This window comes from Chitiniphilus shinanonensis DSM 23277, from assembly GCF_000374805.1.
Taxonomy (GTDB): domain Bacteria; phylum Pseudomonadota; class Gammaproteobacteria; order Burkholderiales; family Chitinibacteraceae; genus Chitiniphilus; species Chitiniphilus shinanonensis.
On the sequence record NZ_KB895339.1, the window covers coordinates 172,696 to 190,122 of the forward strand.

Genomic DNA, 17,427 nt, shown 5'->3' on the forward strand with positions numbered 1-17,427 from the left:
TTTCCCCCTGGCAAGCTCCGGGCCGCTGGATGGCAGGTGTCGCGATCAGGGCTGTTTGCCGCGACCTGCTCGACGCCGGGCGAGCCCGGACGCCATCGCGGCATCTCAGGACAGATAGTCGGCGACGATCGCTTCGCCGCGCTTCACCTTTTCGCGGATCTGCGCGCTGAGCTGGCGGTTGTCCGCCCTGATCAGCTCGACCAGCCGCGTGATGCGCCGCGCCTCGGACTGGTCGTCGTGCCGGGCGCTCCACAACACGATCTCGAACAGCAGTGGAATCAGGTCCAGCCCCTTTTCGGTCAACAGGTAGCGGCTTTTGCGGCCATCTTGCTCGTCCCCCTCGCGTTGCAGAATGCCTGCGTCGAGCAACTGCTCCAGGCGTGAGGCGAGGATATTGGTGGCGAAGCCTTCCTCCGAGCGGAGGAATTCCCCGTAGGTGCGCTTGCCGCGGAACACGATGTCGCGAAGGATCAGCAACGCCCAGCGGTCGCCGAACGCCTCCAGGCCATAGTTCACCGGGCAGTGGGAACGGAGCGCTTTCTTCTGCTTTTTCATGAGGATGCACTCTATCCAAAATACTTGCAATTTGCAATTGATGTGCCTATGTTGGGCAGCGCATCCTCACTGGAGATCACATCATGTTCGACATCGTGCATCGCATCGGCATCAAGGCCCCCGCCACCCAGGTCTATGCCGCATTGGCTTCGTTGCAAGGGCTGGCCGGCTGGTGGACCGAGGAAGTACAGGGCAACGATCAGGTGGGCGGAAGAATCGAATTCACCTTCCGCGCGCTCGACGGCACGGTCAAGGGCTCCGCCGTGATGGCGGTGGAAGCGCTCGATCCCTCGCGACAGGTCGCCTGGCGTTGCGTCGAAGGGCCGGCGGAATGGATCGACACCCGGCTGACCTTCACGCTGGCGGAACACGACGACCAGACCATCGTCCTGCTCGGCCACCGCCAATGGCGCGAGGAAGTCGAATTCACCGCGCATTGCAGCACCAAGTGGGCGATCTTCCTGCTGAGCCTGCGCGATTACGTGGAGAAGGGCACCGGGCGACCTTCGCCCAATGACGTCAAGATCGACGACTGGAATTGAGAACTGCTGCTGACGATCCGGCCAGCAGAAAGGGTCCGGTCCGCCATATGAGGTCCGAGGCTGGCCGGACTAGCGTTCCTGCCAGCCCTCATCGGGCGAGTTGCGATGCCATTGGCGCCAACCGTGGCAATAGGCGTGTTGCAGATAAGGTCCCCGCAACACCCGGGCATCCCGCTCCGACCCTGCATCCTGCCCCAGCAGATAGATGGCCTCGCACCACGCGTTGACCAACTTGCCGTTGCCCCGACCCAGGATATGGTCGGCGAGCACGGCGGCTTGTTCCACCGAATCGGCACGTACCAGAAAGCAGGTGTCGGCGCCGTTGGGGCCGCCCTGGAAAGCGTCGTCCGTATCGTTGCCCCAGCGGATTACTTCAAACAGGTGCATGGTCGAATCATTGTGCAGGGTCATAAAAATGGGCTTGCGGCAATGGCAGTGAGTGAATTGTTGTTCGATTCCGAAGCGGTGGAGGTTTCAGCCAGATAATGGGGGCAACTCAGGAGCGGCTTGTATCGATACGTAGTATTTGGAAGGGGTTTTTGCCGTCACGCTCTCTTTTTTGGCGTAACGGTGTCGGGATAAAAGCGCGGTACTAGCCACTTGTATTCAATTACCAATATCAAACCGGTAATTAGCAAAATTCCCGGTAACCATACCAGCGCGAAAGCCATCCATTGAAAATGCCAGTTCCAAGCATAGGAGTCCGGGTCCGGTGGACCAGCCAAGTATGCTTTGGTGGAAAAGTAGAACCATATTACTGCGCCCAGTGTCGTCAGCACGACTTGAGCGGTTGCGAGTATCCAGAATTTTGGCAAGCGCATGGCTGGTCTCTGGCGGTCATGGAAGCTACGAAACTATCAGAATCATTGATCTGCTGGCGATATTTGGCGGGTGGACAAAGCTGTGTGCTGGCTGCGCGCCCAGCCGCACTATTTTTTATGCAGCTTCGTATTTCGCATTCCTTGCCGGAACCGTTAGCTGGATTTTGGGGAGAGGTGGTTACGGCAAGTTTCATTGTCGAGCCTGTCCCAGCAACCGACAGACAGCCGCTGCTTCGGGATCGGACTCCCCTAAATCCCTGTATACTCGCGCGTTTTGCTTTTTCTGGAGTGTGTCCCGTGTGCCGGTTCGCGAGTAGGGGAAGGATGCCGTCCACCCGCTCGGGCGGCGCGGGGCGTGTAGGAAGATGGGGAATTCGATGAGCAACGCAACGCCGAAAGTTGGATTCGTCAGCCTGGGCTGTCCCAAGGCCCTGGTCGATTCCGAGCAGATCATCACGCAGCTGCGGGCCGAAGGCTATTTGATCTCGCCGTCGTACGACGACGCGGATCTGGTGGTGGTGAACACCTGTGGCTTCATCGATTCCGCGGTGCAGGAAAGCCTGGACGCCATCGGCGAGGCGCTGGCCGAGAACGGCAAGGTCATCGTCACCGGCTGTCTGGGTGCCAAGGGCGAAGGCGACTTCGTCCGCGAGGCGCACCCCAAGGTACTGGCGGTGACTGGCGCGCACGCCAAGGACGAGGTGATGCAGCACGTGCATGCCGCCTTGCCCAAGCCGCACGATCCCTTCGTGGATCTGGTGCCGCCGGCCGGGGTCAAGCTGACGCCCAAGCACTATGCCTACCTGAAGATTTCCGAGGGCTGCAACCACCGTTGCACCTTCTGCATCATCCCGTCGATGCGTGGCGACCTGGTCAGCCGGCCGATCCACGAGGTGCTGCGCGAGGCGGAGAACCTGGCGCGCGCCGGGGTGAAAGAGCTGTTGATCATCTCGCAGGACACCAGCGCCTACGGGGTGGACGTGAAGTACAAGACCGGCTTCCACAACGGCCGCCCGGTGCGCACCCGCATGACCGAGCTGTGCGAGGAGCTGGGCAAGCTGGGCATCTGGGCCCGCCTGCATTACGTCTACCCGTATCCGCACGTGGACGAGGTGATCCCGCTGATGGCGCAGGGCAAGATCCTGCCGTACCTGGACATCCCGTTCCAACATGCGTCGCAGCGCGTGCTCAAGCTGATGAAGCGGCCGGCCAACAGCGCCAACGTACTGGAACGCATCAAGGCGTGGCGCGAGACCTGTCCGGATCTGACCATCCGCTCCACCTTCATCGTCGGCTTCCCCGGCGAAACCGAGGCGGATTTCGAAGAGCTGCTGGCCTTCCTCGACGAGGCGCAGCTCGATCGCGTCGGCTGTTTCACCTATTCGCCGGTCGACGGCGCCACCGCCAACGACCTGCCCGATCCGGTGCCGGCCGGGATCGCGGAGGATCGCAAGCGCCGCTTCATGGAAAAGCAGGCCGCGATCAGCGCCGCGCGCCTGCAGGCCAAGATCGGCCGCGAGTTCACCGTGCTGGTGGACGAAATCGACGACGAAGGCGCGGTAGCCCGTACCTGGGCCGATGCGCCGGAAATCGACGGCCTGGTGTATTTCGACCCGGCGCCGGGCATGCAGCCGGGCGATTTCGTCAAGGTGCGCATCACCGACGCCGACGAGCACGACCTGTGGGCGGAGCAGGTGTGAGCCGGGGCGGGGCGTGATGGATACCAGCTACGAACGCCGCTTCGGCGGCATCGCCCGCCTGTACGGCCGCGCCGCGCTGGAGCGGTTTCGTACCGCGCATGTGTGCGTGATCGGCGTGGGCGGCGTCGGGTCGTGGGCGGCCGAGGCGCTGGCGCGCTCGGGTATCGGCGCCATCACCCTGATCGATCTGGACGACATCTGCGTTTCCAACACCAATCGCCAGTTGCCGGCGCACGACGGCAATTTCGGCAAGGCCAAGGTATTGGCGCTGGCCGAGCGGCTGCACCTGATCAACCCGGATTGCACGGTGCACGCGGTCGAGGATTTCGTGGTGGAGGACAGCCTGGAGGCGCATCTGGGGCGCGGCTACGACTACGTGGTCGACGCCATCGATTCGGTGCGGATCAAGGCGCAGATCATCGCCTGGTGCCGTCGCCACAAGGTGCGCCTGATCACCACCGGCGGCGCCGGCGGCCAGACCGATCCGACGCAGATCCGCATCGACGATCTCACCCGCACCACGCAGGACCCGCTGGCCAGCAAGGTGCGCAACCTGCTGCGCCGCGAGTACGGCTTTCCCAAGGGCGACAAGAAATTCGGCGTGGAGTGTGTGTATTCCACCGAGCAACTGGTCTATCCGCAGGCCGACGGTTCGGTCTGCGCGCGCAAGCCGGAAGGCGAGGGCGGGGGGCGGCTCGATTGCCAGGGCGGCTTCGGCGCCAGCCTGGTGGTGACGGGCAGCTTCGGCTTCGCCGCCGTGTCGCGCGTGCTGCGCAAACTGGCCGACAGCGTCGCCTGATCCGCGAGGCGGCGCCGGTCGGTCCGCGTTACGCCAACTTGCGTTGCGCCGCGATCACCACCGCCGCCAACGTCGCCAGCCCCAGCAGCAACCAGTAGAGATCATCGCAGGCCAGCAGCAGCGCCTGTTGGCCCAACTGCCGTTCCAATAATGCCTGCGCGGCCAGGTGGGCGTGCGGAGCGTCGTAGCCCTGGGTGAGCAGCCAGCCCTGCATGCGCGCCATCCAGTCGCCGATCACCGGATTGTCGAGCTGCACGGCGGCGGAAAGCTGCGAATGCGTGGCGAACTGGCGGTTCTGCATCAGCACCGCGGCCAGCCCCGACGACATCGAGAACGCCAGTTGCCGCATCAGGTTCTTGCTCTGGTAGCCGTGGGCGAAGTGGGCGTCGTCCAGACCGCGGAAGGTCAGCCCCGCCACCGGGATCACCAGCAGCACGCCGAACAGGCCCTTTGCCACCAGCCCCGGCAGCAGCCAGGCCAGCGAAGCATTGGGCGGCAGCGAGGCGAACCACCACGCCGACACGCCGATGGCGACGGCGCCGCCCAGCATCAGCGGCTTCTTGCGCGGCAATTTCGCGCCCAGTTTCAGGTAGAGCATGATGCCCAGCAGACTGACCAGCGCGGCGAAGCTGTTGAGCTGGCCCGCGGTCAGCGTCGGCATCGCCAGCGCCTGTTCGGCCAGGATCGGGAACAGATAGCTGCTGAAGTTCGACAGCACGTAGTAGAGGAAATACAGCCCCAGCCCGGTCAGGTAGACCGAGTTGTGCAGTGGCCGCAGATGCAGCACCGGCGTCTGGTGGTGCCATTGCTGGTAGAGAAAGCCCAGCAGCAGTGCGGCGCCCAGGCCGATCAGCAGCGCCAGGCGCAGCGGATGGGCGAAGATGTCGTAGCGCATCTCGCTCAGCGCCACCTGCAACGAAATGATGGCGCAGGCGAACAGCAGCAACGGCTGTAGCGCCAGCGCGGTGGCTTCGTTGCGCGGCTCGGCGTCGGGCAGCAGCAGGTAGGCGCCGGCCGTGGCCACCAGCGTCGGCGGCACGATGCCGAGAAAGATGCTCTGCCAGCCATACCATTCGATCAGCGCCCCGGCCAGCACCGGGCCGACCACCGAGGCGCCGAACACGCCGATCATGAAGTAGCGCACCGCCCGGCCGCGATCCACGCCCTTGAACATCAGGTTGACCAGCACGCGGCTGCTGGTGAACAACGCGCCGCCGCCCAAGCCCTGGACGAAACGCGCGGCGATCAGCTCGTTCAACCCATTGGCGGCGGCGCTGCCCAGCGCGCCCAGCGCGAACAGCGACAGCGCCACCGTCAGATAGCGGCGGTAGCCGAAGCGATGCGCCAGCCATTGCTGCTTCACGATCATCAGCATGCTGCCCACCGCGTAGGCGGCCAGCACCAGCGCGAAGTCGCGCGGCGAGGCGCCGATGCCGCCCATCACGTGGCTGGCGGCAAACACGAACATGGCGTTTTCCATGAACTCGACGCCGGTGATCAGCGCCAGCAGCGCCATCGCCAGGCGCTTCTTCTGGAAGCGGACCCAGGCATGCAGGCGGCGGGTCACGATCGCGGCGACTCCAGCGCCTGGTTCATCGCGGCCAGGTCGGCGACCAGCGCGTCGATGCGCGCTTCCGGCAGCGCCGCCCAGCAGGCCGCGTAGGCGGCATGCACCGCCGGGCGGGCGCCTTGATAGCGGGCGCGGCCCGCGGCGGTCAGCTCCAGGTCCAGGCTGCGGCGGTCGCGGTCGGAATGCCGGCGTCGCAGCAGCCCGGCGCTTTCCAGGCGGTCGAGCAAGCGGGTGATCTGCACCCGGCTGGCATCCAGCGTCACCCCCAGTTCCGACGGGTTGAGCGACGGGCCGTCGGTGTCGAGCACCGCCAGCGCCAGATAGCTGCGCATGTCCAGCTCGTGCGGTGCCAGCGCTGCATTGATGCGCGCCTCCAGCAGGTGGCCGACGCGGAACAGCAGCCGCGATGCGCGCACGGCCTGGCCGGGGGCGTCGGGATGTTGAGCGAGGATCTGGCCGATGCGTTGTTCGAACGACATGTCGATAAAGTTTCAAATGAAATTATATCGATTGTAGCAATGCGCCCGGTTCGCCGCCAAGGCCCGGGCGTGGCGATATGCGGCCGAATGGACGTCATCCGCGCCGTGTTGCCCGGGCTGCCTGTGTCCGCCGATGTCGCTTAGCGGACGTGCGCCAGGCGATCGATGTCCTCGGACAGGCTGTACAGCACGCCTTCCTCGATCACGCCATACAGGCGGCCGAGGAAGTCGTCGGCGGTGCTCAGCAGCAGGTTGCGTTCGCGCAGCGGCGCCTCCTGCGACTTCAGGTAGCGCACGATGGCGTGGGTGGCGGACAGCATCAGCCGGTGGTTGCGGGTGCGGCGCGCGGTATCCACCGCGCGTTCCACCGCTTCGGCGTAGCGGTTGCCCAGCATCAGCTGCACGGTCTGCTTGTTCAGCTCGGCGATCTCCGCGCCCAGCTGCCGCACATAGCCGGCCCAGCTGGCGCGTTGGCCGCATGCGCCTTCCAGCAGGCCGGAGACGTACTTGCTGGTGATGAAGCGCTCGGCGATGGGCTTGAGCCAGCGGTAGGGTGCGTTGGCCGGATTGGTCCTTTCGCCGGGCACCGACGGCGCGCAGATGAAATCGGCGGTCATGATGGCGCTGACCGCCAGTTCCAGCGTGAACTCGCTGGACAACACGAAGTCGGCGAGCGGGTCCAGCTCCTGCGCTCGGCCGGAGAACAGCGCATTGGCCAGCATGCCTACCACCTGGCCGGCGAAGCTCTCCTTGCGCCGGCCGATCTCGCTCAGCATGCGCAGATAGCGGTCGGCGTCGGCGTGCGCGTTGTCGCGCTTGGCGGCCAGCGCCAGCTGCAGCACCGTTTCCGGCGCCAGCGCGGACGAATTGCCGCCATAGGCCACCGCGCGTTCCAGCATCGCGCGCGCCTTGGCCGGCTGGCCGAGCATGCTGGCGAGGTTGCCCGCCTTTTGCAGCCGCGACACGTTGTTGGGAGCGATCGACAGGCACTGGTCGTACACCGCCATCGCTTCGTCCAGCCGGCCATCCGCCATGTAGAGCGCGGCCAGCTCCTCATAGGCATCGACATACTGCGCGTGTTCGTCGATGGCGCTCTTGAGCATGGCTTCGGCTTCGTCCTTGCGGCTTTGCCGGTTGTACACCCGCGCCAGCCCCAGCTTGGCCCACGGCACCACGCGACGTTGCAGGATCTCCTCGAACACCTTGCGCGCAGCGTCGAGCTGACCGTCTTCCAGCAGCAGGGTGGACAGGATGCGTTGCAGGTCGGCGCGGTAGGGCGCGTCAGCGGTGGTGGTCAACAGTTCGCGTGCCAGTTGCAGCGCGCCGGCTGTGTCGCCGTGTGCGATCTTGTCGTACAGCGGGCGCAGGTACTGTTTCTTTTCCCAGGCCAGCGTCAGGCGGTCGGCGAGGCGGGCGCCGCTGAAGGGCTTGATCAGATAGTCGTCCGGCCCGACCTCGGCCACGGCCACCACCTTCTCGTAGCTGGCTTCGGCGGTGATCATGAACCACACCGTGGTCAGCGGCAGCTCGCCGGTGCGGCGCAGTTCCTCCAGCAGCTCCTGGCCATTCATGCCTTCGCCGAAGTGGTAATCGCACAACACGATGTCGTACTGGCCGTTCTTCAGCCGCCGCCGCGTTTCCCCCACGCTGCTGGTGAGATCGACGCGCGTGATTCCCAGGTGGCCCAGGGTGAGGCGCACCGACTGGCGAACGGTCTGGGCGTCGTCCGCGACCAACACGCTGGCCTGGATCAGTGGCACTGCCATGTTTGCGCCTGATAGGTGAAAGCTTTCACCGTTACTATCGCCGCATGCCTGTTTTTTTGCTTGGATTTGCGTTGTGCGGTGCCAAAACGAAACAACCCCGATCTTGCGATCGGGGTTGCTCAATTCGGTGGTGCCCAGGAGAAGACTCGAACTTCCACGCCCGTGAAGGCGCTAGGACCTGAACCTAGTGCGTCTACCAATTCCGCCACCTGGGCATATGCCTTGTCAGCATATATAAATCTCTTCATGCAAGCGTGCGTGGTATGGTGCCCAGGAGAAGACTCGAACTTCCACGCCGGTGAAGGCGCTAGGACCTGAACCTAGTGCGTCTACCAATTCCGCCACCTGGGCCACGCGCTACGCTAGAATCAATCCGGCGTGTGCTGCACGAAGAAGCAGGATTATCTGGAAACCAAAAAACAATGTCAAGAAAGAACGCAAAAGAAACCAAATCCACTGCCAACCCCAGCAAATCCGAGGATTTGCGCTCCCAAGACCCCCACCTCGCCCGAGAGCGCGAGCGTTACGACAGCCCGCTGCCATCGCGGGAATTCATTTTCCAATTGGTTGAAGCCGAAAGCGCGCCACTGCCGGTGGACGAGCTGGCGGCGCGCCTGTCGATCACCGCGCAGGAGCGACCGTTCTTCGAGCGGCGCCTGGCCGCGATGGCGCGCGAAGGCGATCTGATGATCAACCGCAAGGGCGCGCTGTGCCTGCCGCAGAAGGTCGACCTGATCGCGGGGCGGGTGCAGGGGCACCCGGACGGCTTCGGCTTCCTGATCCCGGACGACGGCAGCGACGATCTCTACCTCGGCCCCAAGGAAATGGACAAGGTGCTGCACGGCGACCGCGTGCTGGGGCAGCAGATCGGCTTCGACCGGCGCGGCCGGCGCGAAGGCAAGATCGCCGAGATCCTGGAACGCGCCAACACCACCCTGGTCGGCCGCTTCCGGCTGGAGCACGGCGTGTCGATCGTCACCGCCGAGGACAAGCGCATCAGCCAGGAAATCCTGGTGCCGCCCAAGGAAACCGGCCGCGCGCGCGCCGGCCAGATCGTGGTGGTGGAACTGATCCAGCAGCCGGAGCGCCATGTGCAGCCGGTGGGTCGGGTGATCGAGATCCTCGGCAACTACGACGATCCGGGCATGGAGATCGAGATCGCGCTGCGCAAGCACAACCTGCCGCACGTGTTCTCCGACGAGGCCCAGGCCCAGGCGGCGCTGGTGCCGTCCAAGGTGCGCAAGGCCGACCTCAAGCCGGTGCAGGGTGTGAAGCGCGAAGACCTGCGCGACCTGCCGCTGGTGACCATCGATGGCGAGACCGCCAAGGATTTCGACGACGCCGTCTACGCCGAGAAGCGCGGCAAGGGCTGGCGGCTGGTGGTGGCGATCGCCGACGTCAGCCACTACGTGCAGCCGGACGATGCGCTGGATATCACCTCGCGCGAGCGCGGCAATTCGGTGTACTTCCCGCGCCGGGTGATCCCGATGCTGCCGGAGGCACTCTCCAACGGCATCTGCTCGCTCAACCCCGACGTGGCGCGGCTGTGCATGGTGTGCGACATGGAAGTGGGCGCCAAGGGCGCGATCAAGAAATACCGCTTCTACCCGGCGGTGATGCACTCGCAGGCACGGCTGACCTACACCAAGGTGTGGGACATGATCGAGCACCCCAAGGGGCCGACCGCCAAGCAGTACAAGAAAGTGCTGCCGCATGTCCAGGAGCTGTACGCGCTGTTCCAGGCGTTCTCCAAGGCGCGGGCCAAGCGCGGCGCCATCGACTTCGAGACGGTGGAGACCGAGATCCGCTTCGACGATCACGGCAAGATCCGCGAGATCGTGCCGGTGCACCGCAACGACGCGCACAAGCTGATCGAGGAGTGCATGCTGGCCGCCAACGTCTGCGCCGCCGACATCCTGATCAAGCACAAGCATCCGGGGCTGTACCGCGTCCACGAAGGACCCAAGCCCGAGAAACTGGACGTGCTGCGCGAATACCTGCGCACCTGCGGCCTGACGCTGGGTGGCGAGGACGATCCCACCGCCGAGGACTACGCCAGGCTGTTGCAGCAGATCAAGAGCCGGCCCGACGCCGAGCTGTTGCAGACCATGCTGCTGCGCAGCCTGTCGCAGGCGGTCTACACCCCGGACAACAAGGGCCACTTCGGCCTGGGCTACCCGGCCTACGCCCATTTCACCTCGCCGATCCGCCGCTATCCCGACCTGCTGGTGCATCGCTCGATCAAGGCGATTCTCGCCGGCAAGAAGTACAAGCCGTCGCTGAAGTGGGACGCGCTCGGTATCCAGTGCTCGATGACGGAGCGTCGCGCCGACGACGCCAGCCGCGACGTGCTCAACTTCCTCAAGTGCTACTACATGCAGGACAAGGTGGGCGAGGTGTTCGAGGGCAGCGTCGCCGCCGTGACCAGCTTCGGCATGTTCGTGCTGCTGGACGACCTGTACGTCGAGGGGCTGGTGCACGTGTCCGAGCTGGGCAGTGATTACTTCCACTACGACGAACGCCGCCGCGAGCTGCGCGGCGAGCGCAGCGGCAAGGTCTACAAGCTCACCGACCGCGTGCGGGTGAAGGTGGTGCGGGTGGACCTGGAAACCAGCAAGATCGACTTCACGCTGGCGCCGCTGGAAGGCGCGCCGGCCGCGCCCGAGCGCGAGGGGCGTCGCCCCGGCAAGCGCGACGGCAAGGGCCGTGAGCACGATGGCAAGGCCGCGCGTGGCGACGCCGTCGCCATCGGCAAGGCCCCCGCGCCGGCGGCCCCGCGCAGCGACAGCACGCCGGCCGCCAAGGCCAAGCCATCGCGCAACCGCCGTGGCCGTCAAAAGCAGGCCGAGCAGGCCAAGGCGCAGCCGCCGCTGACCACCGCTGTAGCGCCGTTGCCGGTCACGCCGCCGGCCGCACCCACCGTGGTGCTCACACCGGCGAGCAGCGCGCCGGCCAAGCCGCAGCAGGCCAAGGCCCGCGCCACCAGCCCCGCGCCCGCCCAAGCGGCGAAGCCGGCCAAGCCCGCCACCACGGCGGCGCCGACCCCGGCCAAGGCGCAGGGCAAGCCGAGTCCGGCTGCGCCGAAGGCGCCCAGCCCCGCCAAGACCGCGCCCGTCGCATCGACTGCGCCTTCGCCCAAGCAAGGCGGCGCCGCACCGTCGCCTGCCAAAGCCAAGACGCCGAGCGCGTCGGCGCAGTCCGCCACGCCGGCACCGGCCCAGGCTCAAGGCCGGCGTCCTGCCGGCGCCAGGACACCCAGCGCGGGCAAGACGACCGCTGCGCAGCCCCAGGCCAAGCAGACCGCGCCGGCGCCGAAGGCTTCCAGCCAGAACCAGCCCGCGCCGAGCGCCGCGCCCCAGGCCCCAGCGCCGGCCAGGCCGGCCCCTGCCACCAAGGCGGGCGGCAAGCCGGCGCAGGCGGCCACGCCCCAGGCCAAGCCGGTCGACGCGACGACGAAACCCACGGCAAAATCCGCCCCGCAGGTCGAGCAGCCCGGCCGGCAGCGCGCGCCCAAGCAGGTCGCCGCGCTGTTGTCGGCGCCGACGCCGGCCGCCAAGCCCGAACCCGCCGCCGAGCCGTCGCCCGCACCGCAGTCGGCACGCCGTCCGCGTCAACGCAAACCGCAAGGATCAGCATGATCGAATTGATACAGGTGCCGTTCTCGCACTTCTGCGGCAAGGTCCGCATCGCGCTCAACGAGAAGGGTTTGCCGCACCGCTGCCTGCCGGTGCCCGGCGGCTGGATGGACAGCGCCGAGTACCGCGCGGTGAACCCGCTCGGGCGCGTGCCGTTCCTGGTCGATGGCGAAGTGCGGCTCGGCGAGTCGCAGGTCATCAACGAATACCTGGAGGAACGCTACCCGCAGCCATCGCTGATGCCCGAGGCGGCGCAGGCGCGCGCGCGGGTGCGCTGGCTGTGCAGCCTGCACGACAACTACTGCGCGCCGCAGGTCTTCCGCATTTTCTTCGGCTTGCTCAACGGGCACGCCGCCAACGAGTTCGAGGCCGACTGGCAGGCGGTGCTGCACGCGCTGGACCTGCTGGAAGCGCAGGCGGACGACGTGTGGCTGGCGGGGCCCGAGTTCTCGCTCGCCGATTGCGCCTGGGTGCTGAGCTGGATGCACGCGCAGGGGCTGGCCGGCATGCTGGGGCAGCCGCTCGATGCGCAAGGCCGCTATCCGCGCCTGTCGGCCTGGGCCGAGCGTGCCGCGGCGCGCCCGGCGGTGGCCAGCGTGATGGACGACGCCAAGGCCGCCTTGGCCAAGCTCTGAGCGCCACGCTTCAACGACAACGGCCCCGATGGGGCCGTTGTCACGAGTACCGCTGTCGCGTCAGCTCGTCCGGCTCAGCGCGCGTTCCAATACCTTGCGCTGCGCCTCGTCGATCTCGCTGACCCGACATTGCAGGCGGTAACGGCTGCTGCCGCCCATCAAGGTGCAGGCCAGTACCTTGATGGTGAATTCGGCGTAGACGCGGCTGCGGGCATCGGCGTCGGGCAGTTCCAGGAATGCTTTGAGCTGGGTGCCGTCGCGCAGCGGCTCGTCGATGACGAACACCGCGCTTTGCAAGGCCACTTCGGTGGCGTGGCCGTAGATGGGTTTGGATTCGCCTTGTCGCAGCAGGGCGGCGCGCCAGCTGACCAGCTTGCGCTGAGCTTGTAGGGAAGAGGTTGTATCGCTCATAAGACCAAGGCTGGCGCAGGCTTGACGCGATGCCGTGGTAAGCTTGTCGCACGCTTGCGCCCGGTGTTCGGGTGGAATATTACAGGTGGCCACGCTTTTGCCTGGCCGGCCGCATTTTATCAGGGGAGAAAAAGCCAATGTTCATCGTTGATCGGTCCGCCGCGTTGATCCGGCCGAAACAACCGTTCCTGGAGTGGCTGAACGCACTGCCGGGCAACGACATCCAGTTGACGCTCGACGACGTCCGCAGCGACTGCACGGTGATCCTGGTGCCCGAGGCCAGCGAACCGGAGGACGGCATCTCCTATATCGACGACATCGCCGACAAGTTGTTCGAGATGGAACTTGCGTCCTGGGTGGAGGACGAAGCCCTCTGGCCCCAGAAGCGCAACCTCAAGTTGTTCTGGGAATGGTTCGACGTGGAAATCCACCTGGGCGTCATGGACAGCGTGTCCGAGGACATCCACAACACCCCGTCGGACCACGGTTATCACTGAGGCTTGCTGGCGGCGTGTGCCGCGCGCGTCAGCGGGCAGTACCTTGCAAGGAGAAAACATGTTCCGTCGTCGTATCGCATTGGCCGCGTTGTCCGGTCTGACCATCCTGGGCATGGCCCAGGCCGAGCCGCTCAACTACAACGTCGTCAACCTCGAAGCCTCCGCGCAACGTTCGGTCAGCAATGACCTCGCCATCGCCACCCTGTTCGTCGAGGTGAACGACGCCGATCCGGCGCGCCTGTCCGGCAAGGTGAACCGCACCCTGGCCGCCGCGCTCAAGCTGGCCAAGCAGCAGGCCGCGGTGAAGGTGGAAGGCACCGGCTACAGCACCTTCCCGGTGTACAACCCCAAGACCAACCGTGCCGACGGCTGGCGCGGCCGCGGCGAACTGCGCCTGTCCAGCCGCGACTTCGACACCCTGTCCAAGCTGCTGGGCCAATTGCAGCAGCCGCTCGACGGCGGGCTGTCGCTGCAACTGGCGCAGGTGAACTACGGCGTGGCCACCGAGACGCGCGACAAGCTGGAGAACGAACTGATCGAAGAAAGCCTGAAGGCGTTCCGCGCGCGCGCCGATCTGGTCAGCCGCAGCATGGCCAGCAAGGGCTGGCGCCCGGTCAACCTCAACGTGAACACGCAGTCGGCGATGCCGCCGCAGCCGATGTACAAGGCGGTGATGATGCGTGCCGAGTCGGCCGACGCCGCGCCGGCCCCCTTGGAAGGCGGCGACAGCAAGGTGACGGTCACCGTCTCCGGCAGCATCCAGGTCGAGTAAAACCGCGATGCACAGCAAGCCGCGAGTGGTCTGCCAGTTCGGGCCCTCGCGGCTTGGTCGTTTCTGGACCTGCGGCATCCACCTTGCCGGTGGCCTGATCGCGCTGACCCTGCCCGGCTGGTGGCCGGTTCCGGCGCTGGCCTGGGTGGCGGCGTCGGCCTGGCGCGACCGGTGCGCGGGCTGTGCGACGGGGCAGTTGCGGGCGCCGGGCGATGGCACGCTGTGGCTGGATCGTGGTGACGGCGAGCGCTTGATCGAGCCGCTGCCCGGATCGCTGATCGGCACGGCGTTGCTGGTGCTGCGCTACCGCCAGGGCGGCCGCCGGTGCGCGCTGGTGCTATGGCCGGACTCGGCGCCGGCCCGGTCGCTGCGCCGTTTGCGGGTGTGGCTGCGCTGGCGGGCAACGGGCTCGCCATGAAAAACAGGGAGGCAAGCGCCTCCCTGTTTCGTTTGCATCGAGCGCCGCACTCAGTCGAACAGCACCAGCGGGCGGCCGGCGTCGTGCGGGTGCGGGATCACGCTGGCGGGAATGTGATACACCGCTTGCAGGATGTCGGGGGTCAGCACCTCGGCCGGGGTGCCGCAGGCCACGGTGGCGCCGTCGGCCAGCAACAGCAGCCGGTCGCACCAGCGCGCCGCCAGGTTGACGTCGTGCAACACCGTCAACACAGCGAGATCGTGCTGGCGCGACAACTGGTGCGCGGCTTGCAGCAGCGCGTGCTGGTGGCGCGGGTCCAGGCTGGCGGTCGGCTCGTCCAGCAGCAGCGCGCGGCCTTCGGTTGGCGTGCGCGCCGCCAGCACCTGCACCAGCACCCGGGCGAACTGCACCCGCTGCTGTTCGCCGCCGGACAGGCGCGGATAGCGCCGCGCCAGGAACTGCGCGCCGTCGGCCAGGGCCAGCGCGTGCGTCACCAGCGTGTCCACCTCGGCCGGCGACAGCTCCGGGAACGGGTACGCGCCCATCGCCACCACTTCGTTCACCGCCAGGTCGAAGGCCAGCGTCGGCGATTGCGGCAAGACCGCGCGCCGCCGCGCCAGCACCGCGGAGGGCAGCGCGGCGAGCGGCGTGCCGTCGAGCGCGACGCTGCCCGAATCGGGGTGCAGCTCGCCGGCCAGCAACGACAGCAGCGACGATTTGCCGGCGCCGTTGGCGCCCAGCACGCCCAGCACCTCGCCATTGGCCAGGGTGAGCGATACGTCGCGCAGCACGGTACGCCCGCCGCGGGTGCAATGCAGTCGGTCGGCGGCGATCATCGGGCACCGCCGCGCGTCAGCAGCCACAGGAAGAACGGCCCGCCCACCAGGGCGGTGACGATGCCGATCGGCAATTCGGATGGAATCACCACGATGCGCGCCAGCCAGTCCGCCAGCGTCAGCGCCAGGGCGCCGGCGACCAGCGCGTTGGGCAGCAGCCAGCGATGGTCGGCGCCCAGCGTCAGCCGCACCAGGTGCGGCACCACCAGACCGATGAAGCCGATGGTGCCGGTGGCGGCCACCAGCGGCCCGACCAGCAGCGCGGTCAGGATCACCATGCGGCGGCGCAGCGGTCGCAGCGCAAAGCCCAGGTGCTGCGCCTCGCGCTCGCCCAACAGCAGCGCGTTCATGGCGCGCCAGTGACGCAGCAGCAGCACCGACATCAGCAGCGTCCATGGTCCGAGGAAGGCCAGCAGCGGCCAGCTGGCGCCGGCCAAGCTGCCCAGGTTCCAGAAGGTGAGGCTGCGCAGCTGCGTATCGTCGGCCAGGTAGGTGAACAGCCCGATCAGCGCCCAGCAGATGGCGTTGATCGCCACCCCGGCCAGCAACAGGCTGGCCATGCCCTGCTGCATGCGGCCCAGGCGATAGGCCAGCAGCGTGGCGCCCAGCGCGCCGACGAACGCCGCCGGCGCCAGCACCGTGAATTGCTGGAAGCCCAGCACGATCGCGGCCACCGCGCCCAGCGAGCCGCCCGCCGAGATCCCGATCAGGCCGGGTTCGGCCAGCGGGTTGCGGAACAGCGCCTGCATGGCGACGCCGGCCAGCGCCAGCCCGCCGCCGCAGACGATGGCGAACAGTACGCGCGGCAGGCGCACTTGCCACAGCACGCTGTGCCACAGCATTTCGTCCGGCGTGGCCGCGTCGCCGAACAGCAGGCGTGGCAGCGCGGTCCACGGGATGTCCACCGCGCCGCTGGCGGCGGCGGCCAGCGTCGCGCACGCCAGCAGGGCCAACAGCCCCAGCAAGGTCTGCATGGCGCGCGGACGCGCGACGGCGCGGGCGGACGAGGGCGCAGCGGCGGGGCGGGAGGAAGCGGAAGCGGTCACGGCTGGCATCGTAGCATCATCTCCCGCCGGGCTTGCCGAGGCCGGCCTGCAACTCGGCGAGCGCCTGCGGCAGGCGCGGGCCGAAGCCGAGCAGCAGCAGGTCGTCCATCACCACCACGCGCCGGTGGCGCGCGGCCGGCGTGGCGGCGATGCCGGGCATGGCCAGCAGCTTGTCCAGACCGCCCAGCGATTCCACGCTCATGCGGGTGGTGACGATGGCCTCGGGCGCCAGCGCGGCCGCGCCTTCGCCGCCCAGCGGCTTGTAGCCCTGCTGACGGGCCAGCACGTTGGGCGCGCCGGCCAGCTTGAGCATGGCATCGGCGGCGGTGGCGCTGCCGGCGGCGTCTAGCGTGTTGCCGCCGCGGCTGATCACCACCAGGGTGCGCGGCGCCTTGCCGCCGCGCAGCGGCTTGAGCCCGACTTCCACCTGCCTCACCAGCGCGCGGCCGTCGTCGCGCAGACCGAGCGCGGCGGCGACGCCGTGGATGCGTTGCTCCAGCGCCGGCAACGTCGGGTCGGACGGCAGCACGATCACCCGCCGGCCCAGCCGACGCAATTGCTCGATCGCCTCGGGCGGGCCGGCCTGGTCGGAGGCCAGGATCAGGTCGGGCTTCAGCGCGACCACGCCTTCCACCGAGAAGGTACGGTAGTAGCCCACCTTGGGCAGTGCTCGCGCAGCGGCCGGATAGATGCTGGATTGGTCGGCACCCACCAGTTGCGCGCCGCCGCCCAGGGCATAGGCGATCTCGGTCAGGCCGCCGCCCAGCACCACCACGCGCTGCGGCGCGGGGGCGGCCCCCGCCAGCAGCGGCAGCGCCAGCGCGGCCAGGGCCAGCCGGTCGGCGAGTCGTCGCAGTGGCTTCGCGCCAGCGAACACGCGGAAAAGCCAGTCAGCAATCATGGATAAGTACCTCTTTCGAGCAAAGCGAGGCCCCTCGCGGCGGC

General features: G+C 67.2%; 17 protein-coding genes, 2 tRNA genes and 1 pseudogene. 8 read left to right on the forward strand and 12 right to left on the reverse strand.

Translation table 11 applies throughout. From position 1 onward, the window contains the following. Nucleotides 1-105 precede the first annotated feature (105 nt). Nucleotides 106-555, reverse strand: coding sequence for a winged helix-turn-helix transcriptional regulator (locus tag C556_RS0107975; protein ID WP_018747715.1), 450 nt, complete (start codon nt 553-555; stop codon nt 106-108). A gap of 83 nt (nt 556-638) precedes the next feature. On the opposite strand from C556_RS0107975, the gene C556_RS0107980 reads away from it, so the two are divergent. Beyond that, nucleotides 639-1,097: an SRPBCC family protein gene (locus C556_RS0107980; protein WP_018747716.1), complete on the forward strand. Its 459-nt coding sequence runs from the start codon at nt 639-641 to the stop codon at nt 1,095-1,097. A gap of 69 nt (nt 1,098-1,166) precedes the next feature. Here the strand turns inward: C556_RS0107980 and C556_RS0107985 are convergent, their stop codons facing one another. Beyond that, a complete protein-coding gene (locus tag C556_RS0107985; protein ID WP_211214696.1) occupies nt 1,167-1,508 on the reverse strand; it encodes a hypothetical protein in 342 nt (113 codons plus the stop codon). Between the two features lie 134 nt (nt 1,509-1,642). After that, the gene (locus tag C556_RS22190) at nt 1,643-1,918 is read right to left on the reverse strand and encodes an Asp23/Gls24 family envelope stress response protein (protein ID WP_083930489.1); all 276 of its coding nucleotides are present in this window, start codon (nt 1,916-1,918) and stop codon (nt 1,643-1,645) included. 377 nt (nt 1,919-2,295) lie between these two features. On the opposite strand from C556_RS22190, the gene rimO reads away from it, so the two are divergent. Both rimO and tcdA read left to right on the forward strand, forming a co-directional pair. Then, nucleotides 2,296-3,618 (forward strand): 30S ribosomal protein S12 methylthiotransferase RimO, encoded by a 1,323-nt coding sequence (gene rimO / locus C556_RS0107990; protein ID WP_018747718.1) that lies wholly within the window; start codon nt 2,296-2,298, stop codon nt 3,616-3,618. 16 nt (nt 3,619-3,634) lie between these two features. After that, a complete protein-coding gene (gene tcdA / locus C556_RS0107995) occupies nt 3,635-4,417 on the forward strand; it encodes a tRNA cyclic N6-threonylcarbamoyladenosine(37) synthase TcdA (RefSeq protein WP_018747719.1) in 783 nt (260 codons plus the stop codon). Nucleotides 4,418-4,445: 28 nt separating this feature from the next. Here the strand turns inward: tcdA and C556_RS0108000 are convergent, their stop codons facing one another. The 5 genes from C556_RS0108000 to C556_RS0108020 form a co-directional block, all read right to left on the reverse strand. Further along, complete coding sequence (locus C556_RS0108000) at nt 4,446-5,984, reverse strand: MFS transporter (protein WP_018747720.1); 1,539 nt, start codon at nt 5,982-5,984, stop codon at nt 4,446-4,448. Next, a complete protein-coding gene (locus C556_RS0108005; protein ID WP_018747721.1) occupies nt 5,981-6,466 on the reverse strand; it encodes a MarR family winged helix-turn-helix transcriptional regulator in 486 nt (161 codons plus the stop codon). The genes C556_RS0108000 and C556_RS0108005 overlap by 4 nt, the downstream gene beginning before the upstream one ends. Before the next feature lie 140 nt (nt 6,467-6,606). After that, nucleotides 6,607-8,232, reverse strand: coding sequence for a response regulator (locus tag C556_RS0108010; protein ID WP_018747722.1), 1,626 nt, complete (start codon nt 8,230-8,232; stop codon nt 6,607-6,609). Between the two features lie 128 nt (nt 8,233-8,360). Next, nucleotides 8,361-8,447 (reverse strand) — tRNA-Leu (locus tag C556_RS0108015). A 49-nt stretch (nt 8,448-8,496) separates the two neighbouring features. Further along, nucleotides 8,497-8,583: transfer RNA gene (locus C556_RS0108020), tRNA-Leu, on the reverse strand. Nucleotides 8,584-8,654: 71 nt separating this feature from the next. On the opposite strand from C556_RS0108020, the gene rnr reads away from it, so the two are divergent. Continuing rightward, nucleotides 8,655-11,870 (forward strand): ribonuclease R, encoded by a 3,216-nt coding sequence (gene rnr / locus C556_RS19785; protein ID WP_083930491.1) that lies wholly within the window; start codon nt 8,655-8,657, stop codon nt 11,868-11,870. Continuing rightward, nucleotides 11,867-12,502: a glutathione S-transferase family protein gene (locus tag C556_RS0108030; protein ID WP_018747724.1), complete on the forward strand. Its 636-nt coding sequence runs from the start codon at nt 11,867-11,869 to the stop codon at nt 12,500-12,502. Before rnr ends, C556_RS0108030 begins: the two co-directional genes overlap by 4 nt. A gap of 60 nt (nt 12,503-12,562) precedes the next feature. Here C556_RS0108030 and C556_RS0108035 read toward each other — a convergent pair whose 3' ends face one another. Beyond that, nucleotides 12,563-12,913 carry a hypothetical protein gene (locus C556_RS0108035; RefSeq protein ID WP_018747725.1) on the reverse strand — a complete coding sequence of 117 codons (351 nt, stop codon included), beginning with the start codon at nt 12,911-12,913 and terminating at the stop codon, nt 12,563-12,565. 137 nt (nt 12,914-13,050) lie between these two features. Between C556_RS0108035 and C556_RS0108040 the strand changes: the two genes are divergently transcribed. From C556_RS0108040 to C556_RS0108050, 3 genes are read left to right on the forward strand one after another with little or no spacing between them, the layout of a single operon-like run. Beyond that, nucleotides 13,051-13,410: a hypothetical protein gene (locus C556_RS0108040; protein WP_018747726.1), complete on the forward strand. Its 360-nt coding sequence runs from the start codon at nt 13,051-13,053 to the stop codon at nt 13,408-13,410. Between the two features lie 58 nt (nt 13,411-13,468). Then, entirely contained in the window at nt 13,469-14,182 is a 714-nt protein-coding gene (locus C556_RS0108045; RefSeq protein WP_018747727.1) for an SIMPL domain-containing protein, read from the forward strand. A 7-nt stretch (nt 14,183-14,189) separates the two neighbouring features. Then, nucleotides 14,190-14,600: a protein YgfX gene (locus C556_RS0108050; protein WP_018747728.1), complete on the forward strand. Its 411-nt coding sequence runs from the start codon at nt 14,190-14,192 to the stop codon at nt 14,598-14,600. 50 nt (nt 14,601-14,650) lie between these two features. Here C556_RS0108050 and C556_RS0108055 read toward each other — a convergent pair. From C556_RS0108055 to C556_RS0108065, 3 genes and pseudogenes are all read right to left on the reverse strand, one after another. Further along, nucleotides 14,651-15,376: pseudogene (locus C556_RS0108055) on the reverse strand (heme ABC transporter ATP-binding protein); the annotation flags it as partial. Between the two features lie 56 nt (nt 15,377-15,432). Beyond that, entirely contained in the window at nt 15,433-16,491 is a 1,059-nt protein-coding gene (locus tag C556_RS0108060; protein ID WP_018747730.1) for a FecCD family ABC transporter permease, read from the reverse strand. Between the two features lie 7 nt (nt 16,492-16,498). Then, a complete protein-coding gene (locus C556_RS0108065) occupies nt 16,499-17,383 on the reverse strand; it encodes a heme/hemin ABC transporter substrate-binding protein (RefSeq protein WP_018747731.1) in 885 nt (294 codons plus the stop codon). Nucleotides 17,384-17,427 lie beyond the last annotated feature (44 nt).

Coding starts and splice junctions, on each gene's coding strand:
- C556_RS0107975 (WP_018747715.1), bottom strand. CDS start 555: ATGAAAAAGCAGAAGAAAGCGCTCCGTTCCCACTGCCCGGTGAACTAT.
- C556_RS0107980 (WP_018747716.1), top strand. CDS start 639: ATGTTCGACATCGTGCATCGCATCGGCATCAAGGCCCCCGCCACCCAG.
- C556_RS0107985 (WP_211214696.1), bottom strand. CDS start 1,508: ATGACCCTGCACAATGATTCGACCATGCACCTGTTTGAAGTAATCCGC.
- C556_RS22190 (WP_083930489.1), bottom strand. CDS start 1,918: ATGCGCTTGCCAAAATTCTGGATACTCGCAACCGCTCAAGTCGTGCTG.
- rimO (WP_018747718.1), top strand. CDS start 2,296: ATGAGCAACGCAACGCCGAAAGTTGGATTCGTCAGCCTGGGCTGTCCC.
- tcdA (WP_018747719.1), top strand. CDS start 3,635: ATGGATACCAGCTACGAACGCCGCTTCGGCGGCATCGCCCGCCTGTAC.
- C556_RS0108005 (WP_018747721.1), bottom strand. CDS start 6,466: ATGTCGTTCGAACAACGCATCGGCCAGATCCTCGCTCAACATCCCGAC.
- C556_RS0108010 (WP_018747722.1), bottom strand. CDS start 8,232: ATGGCAGTGCCACTGATCCAGGCCAGCGTGTTGGTCGCGGACGACGCC.
- rnr (WP_083930491.1), top strand. CDS start 8,655: ATGTCAAGAAAGAACGCAAAAGAAACCAAATCCACTGCCAACCCCAGC.
- C556_RS0108030 (WP_018747724.1), top strand. CDS start 11,867: ATGATCGAATTGATACAGGTGCCGTTCTCGCACTTCTGCGGCAAGGTC.
- C556_RS0108035 (WP_018747725.1), bottom strand. CDS start 12,913: ATGAGCGATACAACCTCTTCCCTACAAGCTCAGCGCAAGCTGGTCAGC.
- C556_RS0108040 (WP_018747726.1), top strand. CDS start 13,051: ATGTTCATCGTTGATCGGTCCGCCGCGTTGATCCGGCCGAAACAACCG.
- C556_RS0108045 (WP_018747727.1), top strand. CDS start 13,469: ATGTTCCGTCGTCGTATCGCATTGGCCGCGTTGTCCGGTCTGACCATC.
- C556_RS0108050 (WP_018747728.1), top strand. CDS start 14,190: ATGCACAGCAAGCCGCGAGTGGTCTGCCAGTTCGGGCCCTCGCGGCTT.
- C556_RS0108060 (WP_018747730.1), bottom strand. CDS start 16,491: ATGCCAGCCGTGACCGCTTCCGCTTCCTCCCGCCCCGCCGCTGCGCCC.
- C556_RS0108065 (WP_018747731.1), bottom strand. CDS start 17,383: ATGATTGCTGACTGGCTTTTCCGCGTGTTCGCTGGCGCGAAGCCACTG.